Origin of the sequence: Pseudomonas sp. W2I6, from assembly GCF_030815935.1 — a bacterium.
In the GTDB taxonomy this organism is placed as follows: domain Bacteria; phylum Pseudomonadota; class Gammaproteobacteria; order Pseudomonadales; family Pseudomonadaceae; genus Aquipseudomonas.
Genome location: NZ_JAUSXJ010000001.1, coordinates 3714911 through 3733397, shown reverse-complemented (window position 1 = coordinate 3733397; position 18487 = coordinate 3714911). Strand labels below are relative to the sequence as shown.

Annotated in this window: 11 protein-coding genes and 1 pseudogene; 7 read left to right on the top strand and 5 right to left on the bottom strand. The window is 63.1% G+C overall.

Annotated features, from left to right (window positions below):
* Window positions 1-39: 39 nt before the first annotated feature.
* Complete coding sequence (locus QF039_RS17295; protein WP_102369477.1) at window positions 40-1086, bottom strand: L-idonate 5-dehydrogenase; 1047 nt, start codon at window positions 1084-1086, stop codon at window positions 40-42.
* A gap of 13 nt (window positions 1087-1099) precedes the next feature.
* Window positions 1100-1873 (bottom strand): glucose 1-dehydrogenase, encoded by a 774-nt coding sequence (locus tag QF039_RS17290; RefSeq protein ID WP_307519680.1) that lies wholly within the window; start codon window positions 1871-1873, stop codon window positions 1100-1102.
* Between the two features lie 191 nt (window positions 1874-2064).
* Between QF039_RS17290 and QF039_RS17285 the strand changes: the two are divergent.
* The 5 genes and pseudogenes from QF039_RS17285 (at window position 2065) to QF039_RS17265 (ending at window position 6635) form a co-directional block, all read left to right on the top strand.
* A pseudogene (locus QF039_RS17285) lies at window positions 2065-2938 on the top strand (LysR family transcriptional regulator).
* 125 nt (window positions 2939-3063) lie between these two features.
* Window positions 3064-3684: a glutathione S-transferase family protein gene (locus QF039_RS17280; protein ID WP_087692541.1), complete on the top strand. Its 621-nt coding sequence runs from the start codon at window positions 3064-3066 to the stop codon at window positions 3682-3684.
* A gap of 166 nt (window positions 3685-3850) precedes the next feature.
* Window positions 3851-4768: a LysR family transcriptional regulator gene (locus QF039_RS17275; RefSeq protein WP_003208270.1), complete on the top strand. Its 918-nt coding sequence runs from the start codon at window positions 3851-3853 to the stop codon at window positions 4766-4768.
* A complete protein-coding gene (locus QF039_RS17270) occupies window positions 4768-5667 on the top strand; it encodes a LysR family transcriptional regulator (RefSeq protein ID WP_307519675.1) in 900 nt (299 codons plus the stop codon). The genes QF039_RS17275 and QF039_RS17270 overlap by 1 nt, the downstream gene beginning before the upstream one ends.
* A 2-nt stretch (window positions 5668-5669) precedes the next feature.
* Window positions 5670-6635, top strand: a complete 966-nt coding sequence (locus tag QF039_RS17265) for a pyridoxamine 5'-phosphate oxidase family protein (RefSeq protein ID WP_307519673.1) — start codon at window positions 5670-5672, stop codon at window positions 6633-6635.
* A gap of 244 nt (window positions 6636-6879) precedes the next feature.
* On the opposite strand, the gene QF039_RS17260 is transcribed toward QF039_RS17265, so the two are convergent.
* On the bottom strand, window positions 6880-7467 hold the full coding sequence (locus QF039_RS17260; protein ID WP_003208266.1) for an Sbal_3080 family lipoprotein: 588 nt from the start codon (window positions 7465-7467) through the stop codon (window positions 6880-6882).
* Window positions 7468-7652: 185 nt separating this feature from the next.
* Between QF039_RS17260 and QF039_RS17255 the strand changes: the two genes are divergently transcribed.
* Window positions 7653-8993, top strand: a complete 1341-nt coding sequence (locus QF039_RS17255; RefSeq protein ID WP_307519671.1) for a sorbosone dehydrogenase family protein — start codon at window positions 7653-7655, stop codon at window positions 8991-8993.
* Window positions 8994-9266: 273 nt separating this feature from the next.
* Here the strand turns inward: QF039_RS17255 and QF039_RS17250 are convergent, their stop codons facing one another.
* Entirely contained in the window at window positions 9267-10742 is a 1476-nt protein-coding gene (locus QF039_RS17250) for an efflux transporter outer membrane subunit (protein ID WP_307519668.1), read from the bottom strand.
* Window positions 10742-11536: a helix-turn-helix transcriptional regulator gene (locus QF039_RS17245; protein WP_307519666.1), complete on the bottom strand. Its 795-nt coding sequence runs from the start codon at window positions 11534-11536 to the stop codon at window positions 10742-10744. The genes QF039_RS17250 and QF039_RS17245 overlap by 1 nt, the downstream gene beginning before the upstream one ends.
* A 485-nt stretch (window positions 11537-12021) precedes the next feature.
* Here QF039_RS17245 and QF039_RS17240 point away from each other — a divergent pair, with 485 nt between their 5' ends.
* Window positions 12022-18303: a non-ribosomal peptide synthetase gene (locus tag QF039_RS17240; RefSeq protein ID WP_307519664.1), complete on the top strand. Its 6282-nt coding sequence runs from the start codon at window positions 12022-12024 to the stop codon at window positions 18301-18303.
* The last annotated feature ends 184 nt before the right edge of the window (window positions 18304-18487 follow it).

The following is an 18487-nucleotide window of genomic DNA, read 5'->3' as shown; positions in this document are numbered from 1 at the left end:
AAATGCACCGCAACCCTGTGGGAGCTGTCGAGATCCGGTTCAATCACCCACACCAAAATCCAGCAACACCTTCATCGCCTGGCTCTTGTCCGCCGCCAGTTCAAACGCCTGCACCGCCTCGCTGAACGGCACGGTGTGGGAGATCACCGGACGCACATCAATCACCTGGCGATTGAGCAAATCCACCGCCTGGGCAAACTCCGAATGGAAGCGGAAGGTGCCCCGCAAGTCGATCTCCCTGCTCACCAGCATATTCAACGGCAGCGAGACCTCGCCACCCAGACCGACCGTCACCAGCACGCTGCGCGGGGCCATGCACTCCAGGCCGTTGCGCAGGGCCTGGGCGCTGCCGGAGACTTCGAACATCACGTCGAAGTAGCCTTTTTCGGCGGTATACCGCTTCAACGCGTCGGCGTCTTCCGCCAGGTTATGAGTACGGCTGGCGCCCATTTTTTCGGCGCAGGCCAAGGGCCCGGCGGACAGGTCCACCGCAACAATTTCCCCCGCGCCCGCTGCCCGCAGGCTGCCGATCAACAGGTTGCCGATGGGCCCGCACCCGGTGACCAATACCCGTTTGCCGAACACCACCCCGGCACGCTGGATGGCATGCAAACCCACAGACAACGGTTCAGCCATTGCACCCTCGGCAAGGCTCACATGATCGGCCAACGGGTGCGCCTGGTGCGTTTCGATCACCAGGCTTTGTTGAAACGCACCCTGCACGTGAGGGAAGGGCATCGCGCTGCCGTAGAAACGCATGTTCAGGCAATGGTTCGGCAGCCCTTGATGGCAATAATGGCAACCCCCGCAAGGCCGCGACGGCGAGACCGACAAGCGTTGGCCAATCTTGAACGGCCCGTCTTCACGGCCTACCGCCTCGATCACCGCCGATACTTCGTGGCCGAGCACCATCGGCTCGCGCAACCGCACGGTGCCGAAGCCGCCGTGCTGGTAGTAATGCAGGTCCGAGCCGCAGATCCCGCCCCGGGCAATGCGCACCCGCAGTTGGTCGGGCGTCAGTGCCTGGGGTTCGGTTTGCGGTTCTACCCGCAGGTCTTTCGAGGCATGGCAGACAATCGCGTGCATGAAATTCTCCAGGTTACAGCGAGGCGGTGATGCCACCGTCCACGTACAGGATATGACCGTTGACGAAACTTGCCGCGTCGCTGGCAAGGAAAACCGCAGCGCCCGCCAGTTCGGCGACGTCACCCCAGCGCCGGCTCGGTGTGCGCTGCACCAGCCAGTCGCTGAATTCGGGGTTGGCCACCAGGTTGGCGTTCAGTTCGGTCTTGAAATAGCCAGGGCCGATGCCATTGACCGTCAGCCCGTGGGGGCCCCAGTCGATGGCCATGCCTTTGGTGAGCATTTTCAGCGCGCCTTTGCTGGCGGCATACGGGGCGATGCCCGGGCGCCCCAGTTCGCTTTGCACCGAGCAGATATTGATGATGCGCCCCCGCTTGCGCGGGATCATCGCCCGGGCCACGGCCTGGCCGACCAGAAAGGCGCTGTCCAGGTTGGTGCTCATCAACTCGCGCCAGTGGGTTTCGCTGTAGTCCTCCAGCGGCCCGCGACGTTGCATGCCCGCGTTGTTGACGAGGATGTCCAGCGGGCCCAGGCGCTCTTCGATCTCCGCCACGGCGGCCAACACCGCCGCGCCGTCGGTGACATCGAACGTCTGAGTGTGCACCTCCAGGCCTTCCGCCGCCAGCAACGCGGCACTGTCACGCAAGGTGCTGCGGTTGCGCCCGTTGAGCACTACCCGTGCGCCCGCCTGGGCCAGGCCACGGGCGATGGCCAGGCCGATGCCGGCGCTGGAGCCGGTGATCAAGGCCAGGCGGCCATCGAGGCGGAAACTGTCTAAAACACGCTGCATGGGGCGATCTCCGAAGACTGAGACAGGTGATCAACACTATCAATCCGAGTGCGGGGCGCCGCTCTCATTGTTATACGTCAAACCCTGTCATATCGTGCATCACGGGCCTTACTTCAGCGCAGCCAGGGCCCGGCGTCCAATTTTCATTTGTGATGGGGTGATCAATAATCGTGATAACCGGAGCCAACCTGATGGAACTCAAGCACCTGCGCGCCTTTGTCGTGCTCGCCCAGGAACTGCATTTCGGCCGGGCGGCCGCGCAGTTGTCGATCGTGCAACCGGCGCTGAGCATGCAGATCAAACTGCTCGAAAGCGGCCTGGGCGTGCGCCTGCTCGACCGCAACCGGCACTCGGTCACACTGACGGAAGCCGGGCGGGTGTTTCTGCCGGAAGCCCTCGCCACCCTGCACCAGGCTGCCCGCGCCGCCGATGCCGCCCGGGCTTCGAACCGCGGGGAGATCGGCCGGGGTGCGCCTGGGATTTGTCTCGTCGGTATTGCCGCAATTGCTGCCCGGGTTGATTCGTGCGGTGCACCAGCGCTACCCGCGAATTGAACTGGAGCTCAAGGACATGCCCGGCCCGGATCAGGCGGCTGCGTTGAAAAACGGCCAGCTGGATTTCGGCCTGATGCGTTTGCCGGCGGCCTATCCCGGCGTGCAGACCCTTGAGGTGCTGCAGGAAAGCTTCGTGGTCGCCTTGCCCGGCGAGCATCCGTTGGCGACCCAGGAAACCATTCAGCCGACGGACTTGCTCAAGGTGCCGGTGTTCATCCTGGCCCGGCGTTATGCACCGGGTTTCTACGATGAATTCGTGCAGGCGATGGGCGTGCCGCTGGAGATCGCCTCCGAACTCGGCGAGTTCACCACCATGCTGGCGCTGGTCTCGGCCGGGCTGGGTGTGGGTGTGTTGCCGCTGCAGGCGGCCCGGGCGCTGCCGGCCAATTGCGTGTCCAGGCACCTGGCGTTGGGGGCGTTCCGGGCCAGGACCGGCCTGGCGTGGACCGAGCTCGACAGCCCGGTGAAAACCACCCTGTTCAACCTGATCGACGAGTTGTTTGGTGATTGATTGTTTCATCCGGCGAAATGCTGGATTGTAAAAACTGGCTATTCTGCTGCGTGCCGTAGCGGTGGAACATAAGCGTCATCGACCCGATCACCGGGTCGAGTCCCTGGCACATCGCGGAGCCCGTCATGATCAAACTGTACCGTTACCCCTTGTCTGGCCATTCCCACCGGGTTGAGTTGATGCTGTCGCTGCTGGGCGTGCCCGCTGAGCGGGTGCACGTCGATCTGAAGCAAGGCGCGCACAAAACCCCTGAGTTCCTGGCCACCCTCAACAGCTTCGGCCAGGTGCCGGTGATCGATGATAACGGCGTGGTGCTGGCAGACTCCAACGCGATCCTGGTGTACCTCGCCGGCCAATATGGCACCGCCCAGTGGCTGCCGACCGAGCCTTTGGCCCAGGCCCGTGTGCAGCGTTGGCTCTCGGCTGCGGCAGGGCCGCTGCACACCGGGCCGGCTGCGGCGCGATTGATCACTGTGTTCGGTGCCGCGCTGGATGCCGAGGCGACCATCAGCCGCTCCCACGCATTCCTCAAAGTGGTAGAGCACCAGTTGGAGCAGAGCCGTTTTCTCACCGGTGACCTGCCGACGATTGCCGATATCGCGCACTACACCTACATCGCCCATGCGCCGGAGGGGAATGTCGCGCTGGACGACTATCCGCAGGTTCGCGCCTGGCTGGGCAGTATCGAGGCGCTGCAGGGGTTTGTGGGTATGCAACGCACCGCTGTGGGCCTGGCGAAGGTTTGAAGATTTTGTGGCGAGGGAGCTTGCTCCCGCTGGACCGGGTTGGCGCGCCAGTGCGCAGCGCTCCCAGGATTTTGGGGCCGCTACGCAGCCCGGCGGGAGCAAGCTCCCTCGCCACAACCGCTCCCAAGCCACTGGTTTGGTGGACCACATTCGATTAAGGGGACTCATGGACCGTTTCCAGGAAATGCAGATTTTCCTCGCCGTCGCCGAAGAACAGGGCTTTGCCGCGGCGGCCCGGCGCCTGAACATCTCGCCCCCCAGCGTGACCCGCGCGATTGCCGCGATGGAGGCGCGTATAGGCACCCAGTTGCTTTCGCGCACCACCCGCAGCCTGCACCTGAGCGAGGCCGGCCAGCGTTACCTGGACGATTGCCGGCGCATCCTCGCGGAGTTGACTGAGGCCGAAGAAGCGGCAGCAGGCAGCTTCTCGATCCCGTGGGGGCACCTGACGGTCACCGCGCCGGTGTTGTTCGGCGAGTTGTTCGTCGCGCCAATCCTGGGGGAGTACCTGGACCTGTTTGCCCAGGTCAGCATCAACGCCTTGCTGGTGGACCGTGTGGTCAACATGACCGATGAAGGCGTCGATGTGGCCGTGCGCATCGGGCATTTGCAGGAACCCGGCCAGCAGGCGATCAAGGTCGGCGAGGTGCGTCGCGTAGTGTGCGCGGCGCCGGCTTACCTTGAGCGGCACCGGCCACTGCACCCCGGGCAACTGCGTGAGGCGAAGATTGTCACGTCGTCTTCCAGCCAGTTGGTCAGCGAATGGCAGTTCAGGGAAGGCGGCCAGCCGTTGAGCGTGGCCGTTGAGCCGCGCCTGGTGGTCACCGCCAACAACGCGGCGATCAACCTCGCGCGCCTGGGCTGGGGCGTCACACGGGTGTTGTCTTATCAGGTGGCCAGCGATGTGCGTGCAGGCGCACTGGAAATCATCCTGCAAGACTTCGAACCGCCGGCCTTGCCGATCCATGTGGTGTTCCAGAACAACGCTCGGGTACCGGCGAAGGTCAACACGTTCGTGGATTTTCTGGTCAGCCGGCTGGGGCAGGATGCTGCGCTCAACCCATCGATGCAGCGGCCGGCCTGATGGACCGTTATCGCGACATGCAGATCTTCCAGGCGCTGTCCCGGCAGCCGAGCCTGTCCGCGGCTGCCCGCTCCCTGGGCCTCTCGGGGCCCACTGTGATCCGCGCGATTGACCGGCTGGAGACGCGCTTGCGGGTGCCATTGGTACAGCGCAGCACCCGGGGCATTCGCCTCACCGAAGCCGGGGCGACGTTCATGGCCGACTGTTCGCGGATCCTTGACGGCGTGAGCGCCGCCGAAGCATCTGCCCAGGGTGCGCACGCGCAGGCCGAGGGAAACCTGCGGGTGTTTTTTCCGTTGCTGTTCAGCCGTTATGTGATGGCGCCGCTGTTGGCCGGCTTCCTGGAGCGCTATCCCGGAGTCCGCCTGTTTGCCCATTACCACGATCATTATCCGAACCTCAATGAAGACGGCCTGGACGTGGCAGTCCTGGTGGGGGAACTGCCCGGTTCATCCCTGATTGCCCGGCCCGTGGGCCATGTGCGCAACATCGTCTGCGCCAGCCCCGGCTATCTGCAAAGCCATGGCGAACCGGTGCAACCGGAGGCGCTCAAGGAGCATCGGCTGGTCGCCAGCCAGGCGTATTCGAATTGGGTGCAGTGGGATTTCCAGGGCGCCAGCATCAAGGCCCGGGCGCGTCTCGGTTGCACCACGGTGCAGGGCGCGATCAATGCGGCGGTGCAGGGCGCAGGGTTGATCCGGTGCTTGAGCTACCCGGTGCACGAGCACCTGGCGAGCGGGCAACTGTGTCGAGTATTGCAGGCCTATGAACCGCCGCCGCTGCCGGTGCATGTGGTCTACCGCGAAGGGCGCAACGCTTCGATGCGGGTGCGCAGTTTTGTCGATTTCAGCGTGGCGGCATTGCGTGAACATCCGGCGTTTCATTCACCGAGGGCTTGATCATGAATCACCAGGACGCGTCCCCCGTTTCGCCATGGCATGCCGGCGAGCGGCAGTTGCAGCAAAGTGCCGGCGTGGCCGAGCGCATGGAGGTGATCGGCGCGAAGGTGATACGGGATCACTTGCCGGAGCAGCATCGGGCTTTTTATGAGTTGTTGCCCTATCTGGTCGTGGGGGCCGTGGATGAGCAGGGGCTGCCCTGGGCCACGCTGCTGGAGGGCACGCCGGGGTTTGCGTATTCGCCGGACCCCTACAGCTTGCGTATCGACAGCCTGCCTGCGGAGAGTGACCCCGCCGGGAGCGGGCTGAAACAAGGCGCGTCGGTCGGGCTGTTGGGCATTGACCTGAATACGCGGCGGCGTAATCGCATGAACGGGGTTATTGGGGCTGCCGGCGTCGACGGTTTTACCGTGGCGGTGGTGCACACGTTTGGAAATTGCCCGAAGTACATCCAGTTGCGTGCGGTGGACCCGGGGGCCCGGGGGCAGCGCGCTGCTAAAGGTATTGTGCGGCGCGCGAACTCGCTCGATGACGCTGACCGGGCGCTGATTCGCAGCGCTGATACGTTTTTCGTCGCCAGCTATGTGGACCTGGAAGGGGATGCGGCCAAGCGTTCGGTGGACGTTTCACACCGAGGCGGCAACAGTGGGTTTGTGCGCGTGGAGGGAGAGGTGCTGACGATTCCCGATTTTACCGGCAACTCGTTTTTCAACACCTTGGGCAATGTGCAGGTCAATCCGGTTGCGGGCTTGCTGTTTGTGGATTTTGCTACGGGTGATGTGTTGCAGATGGCCGGGCGGGCCGAGGTGATTCTTGAAGGAGATGAACTGGCCACGTTCGAGGGGGCTGAGCGGTTGTGGAAGGTGACCGTGGAACACGTGGTCCGACGGGATGCGGCGCTGGCGCTGCGTTGGCAGTTCGAGGGGTTTTCTCCCTACAGCCTGGCGTTGGGGCCTTGGAAAGCCTGAGGGGGGTGCTGCACCCCTCGCGCAGTTGAGCTTTAACTCAGCCGCACGAGGGGGAGTGTATAGGCGGGCCTAGCGAGGCCGGCCGATAGGTCTGTCGAGTTTGTCACATCGGATGGGTACGCAGGCCGTGCCAGGCCCAGCGCCTGCTCCTGGTTTTCCAGGCCGGTGCCACGCCTCTTTCCAGCCATTACAGCATTCAGCATGTCTGCTCCTTGACTCGATTGCATTGATTCATGGCGATAATTTATTCCGCGAGGATCTCGCGATAACGTTTCTGGTAATCGTCGTAAGACGTGCTTTCCTGCATCAACTGCTCAAGCTTTTTCTTCTTGTAGGCTGCTTTGTCGAGTGCGGGTGGTGCATTGGAACTGGCCGCTGGTGGTGTGCTTGCCCGGTATACCGGGTTGGGAAAGAGTTGATCGGTCAGCTCGATGATTTTGTTCTGCGCATCGATAAACTTGTCGAGGCGACCACCGCCCCACGACGCGTCGTATTCCGCCTGGCCGACCTGACGGCCCTGTTCATACACACGGATATCGGCGTAGTACATGTACAGCGCCATGTCCCATGTCCACTTGCCAATGTAGGTCGTCGACAGCGTGCATACGGAGGGTGGACTGCCGGCTGCCACCTCGCGTGTCTGGAAACCTTTGCTCCTCAGCTGTGCCGTGTAGGTGGTATTGAATCCGGCACGCAGGCCTTCGGCAGGAATCAGGCAAATTTCCGGTGGCTGATCGTTGGACAGGGTGGCCGGGGCGACGGTTTGCTTGATGCTGCAACCCGTGATGGTGAGGGTCATAGCGATCAGTATCGGAGCGAGCGGTATGCGCATAGCGGCCTCCATGTCATCAATAGTGGCTGGATGATAGCACTGCTTTCCCTCCTTATCTCGTAAGGACTATTCGTGCCTCTGCGGCAAATCTGAATTGCGCTGTACCCTGTGTTTGGTGCGGCCCGCGGGCGCAATACTGCAGCGGTTTTTGCCTGCCCGATAAAGGGCTGTCCCGAGGTTTCCCAATGAATGCACCAAGCCGCCTTGCGCTGCTGATCACCGCCACGGCTGCCCTCAGCGCCTGTGGCGATTCCTCCAAACTGCCGTTTCAGGCCGGTGTGGGGCCAAGCCCGCAACTGCCCGAACCCACTGCATCACTGATCCCGACACTCAAGGTCTCCAAGGCTGTCGGCTGGCCCGGTAATGCCCAGCCAACGGCGCCCGATGGGTTCACGGTAACGGCGTTGGCCGCGGACCTTGACCATCCGCGCTGGGTGTACACCATGCCCAATGGCGACGTGCTGGTAGCCGAGAGTAACCATCCGCCCATGCCTGAAGGTGCCACGGACGGCGGCACGGGTTTGCTCGCCTGGGCGCGTCGTACCGCGATGGGGTTTGTGATGGGGCGGGTCGGTGCCGATACGCCGAGCGCCGACCGGATCACGCTGCTGCGGGACGCCGACGGTGATGGGCGTGCCGAGGTGAAGAGTGAGTTTCTCGGTGGGCTGACGTCGCCGTTTGGCATGGCGTTGGTGGGGGATGAGTTGTATATCGGCAATGCCGATGCGGTGGTCAAGGTACCTTATGTTCGGGGCCAGACTCACATCGATGCCGTGCCGGTGAAGGTCACTGATCTGCCGGCCGGGATCAATCATCACTGGACCAAAAACGTCCTGGCCAATCCTGAGGGTACCAAGCTTTATGTGACCGTCGGGTCCAACAGCAATGTGGGTGAGAACGGGCTTGAAGCCGAGGAAGGGCGTGCTGCGATCTGGGAGTTGGATCTTGCCAGTGGGCAGAAGCGTCTGTTCGCCAGTGGGTTGCGCAATCCCAATGGGCTGGCGTGGAAACCCGGCTCTACGCAGTTGTGGACGGTGGTCAACGAGCGCGACGAGATCGGCAGCGATCTGGTGCCGGATTACCTGACGTCGGTGCGGGACGGCGCGTTCTACGGTTGGCCGTGGAGTTATTACGGGGCTCACGTTGACAGCCGGGTGCAGCCGCCGCGTCCGGACAAGGTCGCCCAGGCGATTGCACCGGACTACGCGCTGGGGACTCACGTTGCGCCGTTGGGCCTGACTTTTTCCGATGCGCGGGGGATGCCAGCGGTGTTTGCCGATGGGGTATTTGTGGGGGAGCATGGATCCTGGAACCGTAATCCGCAGGCGGGGTACAAGGTGGTGTTTATTCCGTTCCGGGACGGAAAGCCGTCGGGTGTGCCTGTTGATTTCCTGACTGGGTTTTTGAATGGTGATGGAGAGGCTCAGGGGCGTCCGGTGGGTGTAGCGTTGGACGGGCAGGGCGCGTTGCTGGTGGCGGATGATGTGGGGAACAAGGTGTGGCGGGTGGCGCGGGTAAGGCCTTAGGGTTTTGCTCTTACAGCGGCTCACGGTCCAAAGCCTGCGTTCGGCCAGCATGGTTTAACGGGGCGCCCAAGATCAAGATCAAAAGCGGGCACGGTTCAAATGTGGGAGCTGGCTTGCCTGCGATGGCATCACCTCGGTGTACCTGGAAGACCGAGTTGTCTGCATCGCAGGCAAGCCAGCTCCCACAGAAAAGCAGAGCTGCTTTCGCTCTGGCTTTTGATCTGGCTTTTAACACTCAGGTCGGCTTTCAGGCCGCCGTGCTTTTGCTTTTGCTTACTTTGGGGCTTTTCCAAAGTGAGCCGCTGTAAGAGCGGAACCATAAGCCGCCGTGACCGAAGAAACGGATATGCCCCCACCCCCAGCAGAATCACCCTCCCACCCCCCACCCAACGCCGTATACAAATTCACCTCCGCCACCAACTGCGCCAACCGATCAACAATCAACGCCTGCTGCGAACTGAACAACGACCGCTGCGCATCCAGAAACACCAGATTACTGTCCACCCCACTGCGATACCGGTGCTGAGCCAGGTCGTAATACGTCTGGTTGGCCCGAACAAAATCCCGCTGCGCCGCCAGTTGCTCGTTATACGTTTGCCGCGCCGCCAGCCCGTCCGAGACTTCCTGGAACGCGGTCTGAATCGACTTCTCATACTGCGCGACATAAATGTTCTTCTGAATCTTCGCGTAATCCAGGCTGGCCCGCAGGCTGCCCGCGTTGAAGATCGGCAGATTGATCTGCGGCTGGAACCCCCAACTCCCCGAGCCCCCCTGGAACAATCCCGACAGATCCTTACTCGAGGTGCCAGCGTTGGCCGTCAGCGTAACCGAAGGAAAAAACGCCGCCCGCGCCGCGCCAATATTCGCGTTGGCCGCCTGAAGCTGATACTCGGCCTGCACAATATCCGGCCGCCGTTGCAGCAGGTCCGACGGCAACCCGGCCGGCACCCGGGCTACCAGGTCGTCGGACAGCGGCTGTGCCGGCAAAGAATCCGGCACCGGCCCACCCACCAGCAATGCCAGGCTGTTGAGGTCCTGGGCCACCTGCCGCTGGTAGCGCGCAATGCTTGCCCGGGTACTTTCGACGCTGGTCCGGGCCTGGATCACATCAATCGACGTCGCCTTGCCCGCCGTTTTACTGCGCGACGTCAGACGCAGGCTGTGCTCGTCCGAGGCCAGCGTCTGCCGGGCCAGGGCCAGCAGTTCCTGGTCGGCGCGCCAGGTCAGGTAAGCGTTGGCGACGTTGGCCACCAGGCTCAGTTGCGCGCTGCGCCGAGCTTCTTCAGTGGCCAGGTATTGCAGCATCGCCTGCTCACTGAGGCTGCGTACGCGGCCGAAAAAATCCAGCTCGTAGGCGCTGACGCCCAATGTCGCCGAATAGGTAGAGGTGATCGCAGACTTGCCGGTGGTAGTGGCGCGTCGCGGGACTTTCTGGCGGTTTTCGGCACCCGTGGCAGACACCGCCGGGAACAGGTCGGCACGCTGGATGCGGTACTGCGCCTGGAACGCTTCGACATTCAGCGCCGCCACCCGCAGGTCACGGTTATTCACCAGGGCCTGGCCAATCAACTGCCGCATCACCGGGTCACGGAACAACTGTTGCCAGTCAGGCCCGGCGGCCGATGGCCCCACCCGGTCCGCGTTATACACCGGGTAGTGCGCCGGGGTCGGTGCCTCGGGCCGCTGATAGTCCGGGATCAACGAACACCCGCCAAGCACACACGCCACGCCGAGCATCAGTTTTTTCATCACGCGCCAACCATCCATTTGGCCAGGCCATGCCGGCCACTCACGCCCAGTTTGGCCGCCGCGCGCTTGAGGTAGGTTTCGATGGAGCTGTTTTTCACGCTGAGTTTCTCGGCCATCTGCGGTACGGTTCCGCCGGTCAACAACCCCAGGCAAACCTCCTGTTCCCGCGCCGATAAGGTGATGTCACTGAGTGACAGGCGTTTATAGAATTCGCGCTGCAATTGCGACTGCTCCAACGGAGTTTTAGAGGGCTCGGGCGCTACCGGCGGGGCCTGTCGATTGATCTGCGCGTGGCGCTCGATCAACGGCAGCAAGGTTTCCGAAAGGCTCTTGAGAAACGACAGCTGCGCCAGGGAAAAGGCGCGTTGGGTGTGGGGCCGGTAGAACGAAATCACGCAGCGCCGATTGGCCTGGCGCGATACCAGGTTGCACTGATGGGAGGTGCCGCGGGTGTGGGTGCTGTCGGCCTTGGCATTCATCTGGATCAACAGCGGGTCGTTCATGCCGAGCATTTTTTTCAGCAGCGGATGATCGTCGCGGTGATGCAGGGTGCGCGGTGGCGGCAGGTCCTGCTTCAACCCGTCGCTGCCAAGTAACTTGATATCGAGCACGCAGGCCTGGTGCTCGTCGAGGGTCCATTCACTGAGGTCCACCAAGTGAACCGGTACCAGCTTGTTGACCAGTTGCAGCATCTTCGCTGCGAAGTGTTCAGTGCCGGTGCTTGAAATCAACTCTCCCAACTCGAAATAAAAATGCGGATTTTCCATATTCCGAATACTGCTGGTCAGACTCATAGCCATCTCATCCTTGATGTCGAAAACCGTCAACGGTTGCCCGTACGTGTGCAGGCCTCCCGTTCTCCTTGAACCTGGGTCGGTGCTCGAGGCTTCATTTAGCCACGTGGATTTGTCCTACGTATGTAGCGGAAACGAGGGACACAACCTGCCATAAAAAGCGCGCCATTATTTCGTCATTTCCGACAGGGATATAGGCTGAAGCTGCAGGGTAAAAGGATTTAGAGTTTGTTAACTAGTTGATATAAAACATATTTACTCAATTTTCTCGACATGCCCGGCTATATGGCATCGGCCAGATGTAGCCAATCTCCTACATCCATTTAATCGTTTCAGCACTGAACCATCAGCCAACCCCGGCGCGGTACCCAGGCTGTCCGGGTTTCGGGTGACATACGGCCCTCCGGGGCGATGCTTAAATCCCGTTGATTTCGCCTCAATGGGGCGTTGTGCGCTTTATCGACACCTCACATGAGAAGGATCTTATGACGTATTTCCCCCTGACCGCCGCCCAGCGGGATATCTGGCTCGACCAACTGCGCCTCGGTGACTCGCCGCTGTACAACATCGGGGGTTATATCGAACTCACGGGCACCGTGAATCCCGCATTGATCCAGCGAGCCATCGAGCACCTGGTGGCCAAGCACGACGCATTGCGTACGGTGTTGCAAGTGGCGGCCGATGGCTTGCCACGGCAGGCGTTTGCCGGGGCCATGGCGGTATCGGTGCCGCAGCATGACGTCTCGCGCCAGCCGGATCCCCACGCGGCCGCCGAGGCCTTGTTGCAGGCGCAGATGGCGCGAACCTATGCGTTGGTCGACGAGCCGTTGTTCCGCTTCTTCCTGGTCAAGCTCGATGACCAGCATTACCGCCTCGGCACCCAGGCTCACCACCTGATTCTCGATGGCTGGGGCTTTGGCCAGATGCTGCAATCCCTTGCCGGGATCTACAGCGCCCTGGAGCAGGGCCGACTACCGGACCTGTCGGCGCCGTCCTATATCGACTTCATCGACAACGATGAACGCTATCGCGAGTCGGCCCGTTACGCCCGGGACCGCAGCTACTGGCTGGACAAATACCAGGCGCTGCCAGAGCCGCTGCTGACGCGCCGTTACCAGGCCAAGGGCGATGCGCCGAGCAACACCCTGGTAGCACCGTTTCCGGCGGCGCTGCTCAATCGCATGGCGCGGGCGGCGAACCATTACCAGGCGTCGGCGTTCCATGTGTTATTGGCGGCGATGTACCTGTACTTCAGCCGCACCGGCCAGCGCCAGGAGTGGGTGGTGGGGCTGCCGATACTCAACCGTTCCAATGCACGCTTTCGTTCGACCCTGGGGCTGTTCACCCAGGTCAGTGCCGTGCGCTTGCAGTTCAGCGACGACCTGCCTTTCAGCGCCCTGGTGCGTGGCGTGCGCGACCAGCTCCAGCAGGATTTCCGACATCAACGTTTCCCGCTGAGCGAGATGAATCGCGAGCTGGGTTTGCTGCGCGCCGACCGCGGCCAACTGTTCGACCTGTCGGTGTCCTATGAGCAGGACGACCATGAATTTCGCTACGGCCAGGCATCGGCCCGGGCGATCAAGGTGTCCAACCACCATGAGCCGTTGCCGCTGGCGATTCACTTGCGCAGCAATCGCTACCACGACACGGCGTGCCTGCACTGCGTCTACAACGAGGCGTACTTCCAGGTACACGAGGTGCAGGCCCTGGCCGATCGCCTGGTGTATGTGCTGGAGCAGGGGCTGGAAAACACCGCGCTGCCCCTGGCTGACTTCTCGCTGATAACGCCCGAGGAAACCGCGCAGTTGCAACGCTGGAACGCCACCGCCCAGGCCTATCCCGCAGCGCAAACCCTGCATGGGCGTGTCGAGGCCCAGGCCGCGGTGACCCCGCATGCGGTGGCGGCGGTGTATCAGGGGCAGCGATTGACGTATGACCAGTTGAATCAACGGGCCAATGCCCTGGCGCGGCAGCTATTGGTGCTCGGGGTAAAGCCCGACGACCGTGTGGCGATCGTCGCCCGGCGCGGCCTGGAGACGCTGGTGGGCTTGCTGGGGATTCTCAAGTCCGGCGCCTGTTATGTCCCGGTGGACCCGGCCCATCCTGCCGAGCGCCTGCACTACCTGCTCGATGACAGCGCGCCGGTGGCGGTGCTGACGCAGACGGATTTGCTCGAACGGCTACCGGTATTGAGCGTGCCGGTCATCAATCTGGATCACGCCACGGCGCAGTTGGCGCGCAACCCGCAAGTGGCGATGACACCCGCCAACCTCGCTTATGTGATCTACACCTCGGGCTCCACCGGCCTGCCCAAGGGCGTGATGGTGGAGCACCACACCGTGGCCAACCTGGTGGACTGGCATTGCCAGGCCTTCGATTTGCACGCGGGCAGCCATACCGCCAGCGTTGCCGGTTTCGGGTTTGACGCCATGGCCTGGGAGGTCTGGCCAGCGCTGTGCGTGGGCGCGACCCTGCACTTGCCGCCGGCCCACAACGGCGCCGAAGACATCGACGCGCTGCTGGCCTGGTGGCGCGCGCAACCGCTGGACGTATGCTTCCTGCCCACGCCGGTGGCCGAGTATGCGTTCAGCCAGAATATCGAACACCCGACTTTGCGCACGCTGCTGATCGGTGGCGACCGCCTGCGCCAGTTCAACCAGGCGCGCAGTTTCGCGGTGATCAACAACTACGGTCCCACTGAAGCCACCGTGGTTGCCACCTCGGGCCTCGTTGAGGCCGGGCAGGCGCTGCACATCGGCAAACCCATCGCGAATGCCGCGGTCTACCTGCTGGATGAGCAACAGCGGCCGGTGCCCATCGGTACTGCAGGCGAGTTGTACGTCGGCGGTAAAGGCGTGGCGCGGGGCTATTTGAACCGCCCGGACATGACCGCAGAGCGCTTCCTTGATGACCCATTCAACCCAGGCCGCATGTACCGCACCGGCGACCTGGCGCGTTGGCTGCCGGGTGGGAATATTGAATATTTGGGCCGCAACGACGACCAGGTAAAAATTCGCGGCGTGCGTATCGAGCCGGGGGAAATCGAGTCCGCCCTGGCGGGTTATGAAGGGGTCACCGAAGCGGTGGTGCTGGTACGCGAGGGGCAGCTGTTGGCCTGGTTCACCGAGCACGCGCCGGTTGCGATTGAAGCGCTTCGCGCCCATCTCAAGTCACGCTTGCCGGATTACATGGTGCCGCAGGCCTACGTAAAGCTGGACGCGCTGCCCCTGACGGCCAACGGCAAACTCGACCGCAAGGCCTTGCCGGCACCCGGTGCCGATGCATTTGTCAGTCGAATTTACGAAGCCCCCGAAGGGCCTACGGAAATCGCCCTGGCGCAGATCTGGGCCGATGTGCTGCACGTCGAGCGGGTGGGGCGGCATGACCATTTCTTCGAGTTGGGCGGCCATTCGCTGTTGGCGGTCCAGTTGGTGCAGCACATGCGCCAGGTCGGGTTGCAGGCCGACGTGCAGGTGCTGTTCGGCCAGCCGACCCTGGCCGCACTGGCGGCAGCGGTCGGCCAGGGCACCGAGCTTGAGGTGCCGGCCAACCGTGTTCCGGCAGGTTGCCAATTGATTACTCCGGACCTGCTGGCGCTGGCCGAACTGGACCCGCCGACGATAGAACGCATCGTCGCCGCGATCCCCGGTGGCGCCGCCAATGTGCAGGAGATCTACCCGCTGGCGCCGTTGCAGGAAGGCCTGCTGTATCACCACATCACTGACGAGCGCGATCCGTACCAGCAACACGCGATGTTCAGCTTTTCCCGCCGTGAACAGCTGGAAGCGTTCGCCCAGGCGCTGCAACAGGTGATCGACCGCCATGACATCCTGCGCACCAGCCTGGCGTGGGATGCCCTCGAACAACCGATGCAAGTGGTGTGGCGCAAGGCGATTCTGGACGTGCAACCGGTGGCCCTCCAGGGCGATTCAATCCTCGAACAACTGCGCGAACGCCAGCGGCCACTGGACTTGCGCAAGGCGCCGCTGATGGCCCTGGATTATGCCGAAGACCCGCAGAACCGCCGTTGGGTGGGCATGCTGCGTTTCCATCACCTGGTGAACGACGCCACATCGACGCAAGTACTGATGGCGGAAATCCAGGCGCATCTGCTTGGCCAGCAACAGCAATTGCCGGCGCCGGTGCCCTATCGCAACGTGGTCGCCCAGGCCCGGTCAGCGGAACGCCAGGCCGGGCACGAAGCGTTCTTTCGCGGGCGGCTGGCGGATGTCGACGAGCCGACCCTGGCCTTCGGTTTACAGGAGCGCCAGGCGGATCGCCGTGACACCGAGGAAGCCGACGTGCTGCTTCCCGACGCACTCGGCCAGTTGTTGCGTGAGCAGGCCCGCACCTTGGGTGTCAGCGCGGCGAGCCTGTTTCATCTGGCGTGGGCCCAGGTATTGGGTCGCGTCTCGGGCCGTGACGATGTGGTGTTTGGTACGGTTCTGCTGGGGCGTTTGCAAGCAGGTGAGGGCGCCGACCGTGCCCTGGGCATGTTCATCAACACCTTGCCGCTGCGGGTACGCCTGGCCGGGGTGACGGTGCGCGAGGCGATCAGGCAGACGCAGCAGCAACTCAGCGCCTTGCTCGCCCACGAGCAAGCGTCCCTGGCGTTGGCCCAGCGTTGCAGCGGCGTCACACCACTGTTCAACAGCTTGCTGAATTACCGGCATGTCTCGGTCGAGGCACTCCAGGAGCTGCAGCCCGGCATCGAATTGCTCAGCAGCGAAGACATCCTCAGCTACCCGCTGATGCTGACGGTGGACGACCTGGCCAGCGGTTTCCGGCTCAAGGCCAAGGCGCCCCGCAAGGTCGGTGCCCAGCGCCTGCTGGACTACCTTGGCACGGTGCTGGCGGGATTGGTGGAGACGCCCGAGGCGCCGCTGTTCGATGTGCAGGTGCTGCCCGCGACCGAACTGCAACAGCAACTGGTGGACTTCAACGCCAGCGAAACCGACTACCCCGTGGACCAGACCGTCCACGCCTTGTTCGAAGCCCATGCCCGGCACACACCTCACGCGGTAGCGGTGCAGGCCGGTGAGCAGCAACTGACTTACCGCCAGCTCAACGAGCGCGCCAACCGCCTGGCCTATCACCTGCGCGAGCGCGGCGTGCAGCCGGATTCGCGGGTGGCCTTGTGTGTCGAGCGCGGGTTGGACCTGGTGGTGGGCTTGCTGGCCATCCTCAAGGCGGGGGGCGCCTATGTACCGTTGGACCCGGGCTACCCTCGCGAGCGTCTCGCCTACATGCTGCAAGACAGCGCGCCGGTCGCCTTGCTGGTACACGGCGCGACCCGCGATTTGCCGGGGGAGGTGTCGATACCGGTGATCGACCTCGACCACGGCGCCTGGCAGCAGGCGCCTGAAGGCAACCCGCGAGTGCCGGGGCTGAGCGTGCGCAACCTGGCGTACGTGATGTACACCTCCGGCTCCACCGGCACGCCCAAGGGCGTGATGATCGAGCATCGCGGCCTGGGCAACCTGATGCACTGGGGCTCGCAACTGTGCCCGAATGCCGAGGGTGGCGCGTTGTTGCAGCGGGCGCCGTTCAGTTTTGACGGTTCGGTGTGGGAGCTGTTCTGGCCGCTGACCAATGGCATGCGCCTGGTCCTGGCGCGTCCCGATGGGCACCGTGAGCCGGCGTACCTGGCGCAGGTGATTCGTGAGCAACAGGTCAGCGTGATCAAGTTTGTGCCGGCGATGTTGCAGCAGTTTCTGGAGCTGGAGGAGTCTGCGCTTTGTACCAGCCTTACCGACGTTTTATGCGGTGGTGGGGAGCTGACAGAGGCCTTGGCCCGTGGGGTTCAGGCGCGGTTGCCCAAGGTGCGCTTGCATAACGTCTACGGACCGACCGAGGCGACGGTGGACAGCAGTGCCTGGACGCTGGAGCCGGGTGCGCCGGTGCCGGGGGTGCAGTTGCCGATTGGGCGGGCCATCAGTAATACCCGGCTTTACGTATTGGATGAGCATGATCGGCCGGTGCCGCTGGGGTGCAGTGGGCAGTTGCATATCGGCGGGGTGGGCGTGGCTCGCGGGTATCTGGGGTTGGAGCAGATGACGGCGGAGCGGTTTATCGATAGCCCGTTTGTGGCGGGGGATCGGTTGTATCGCACGGGGGATCTGGTGCGGTATTTGCCGGACGGGAATCTGGAGTTTCTGGGGCGCAATGACTTTCAGGTGAAGCTGCGTGGGGTGCGGCTGGAGCTGGGGGAGGTTGAGGCGCGGTTGGCGGCGCATCCTGCATTGCGCGAGGTGGCGGTGTTGATCCGGGATGAGCGGTTGGTGGCGTATTTCACTGTTCGTGATGCGGTGCCGGGGCTTGAGGCGTTGCGCAGTTACATGGTGGAGGGGTTGCCTGAGTACATGGTGCCTTCGGCGTTTGTGCGGGTGGAGGTGTGGCCGCTTAATCCGGCGGGGAAGCTGGATCGCAAGGGGTTGCCGGAGCCTGGGGTGGAGGCGGTGTTGAGTCGCGCCTATGAACCGCCTCAGGGGGAGGTGGAGACGGTGATTGCTGGGGTTTGGGCGCAGGTGCTGAAGCTGGATCGGGTGGGGCGTCAGGATCATTTCTTTGAGTTGGGGGGGCATTCGTTGTTGGCCGTGGGGGTGGTGGCGCGGCTGCGTAAGGCGGGGTTGGAGGTGGATGCCCGGTCGTTGTTCAGTCAGCCGACGGTGGTGGGGTTGGCGGGGGTGGTTGGGAGGAGGGTGGAGCGGGTGGATGTTGTGCCTCAGGGGGGGATTCCGGAGCTTGGGCGGCGGCGGCGGATTTGAGGATTTTTACGGGGGGCATATCCGTTATTTAGGTAACGGCCACCTATGGTTTCGCTCTTACAGCGAGTCACTTTGCAAAAGCGGCAAAGTAACCAAAGCGCTCTGCCCCGCCTGTCGGCGCCTCGCCTAGGCTCGGCGTTCCCTCACTCCGGCATTACTCCGCGGGCCGCCGCGACGGGCCATC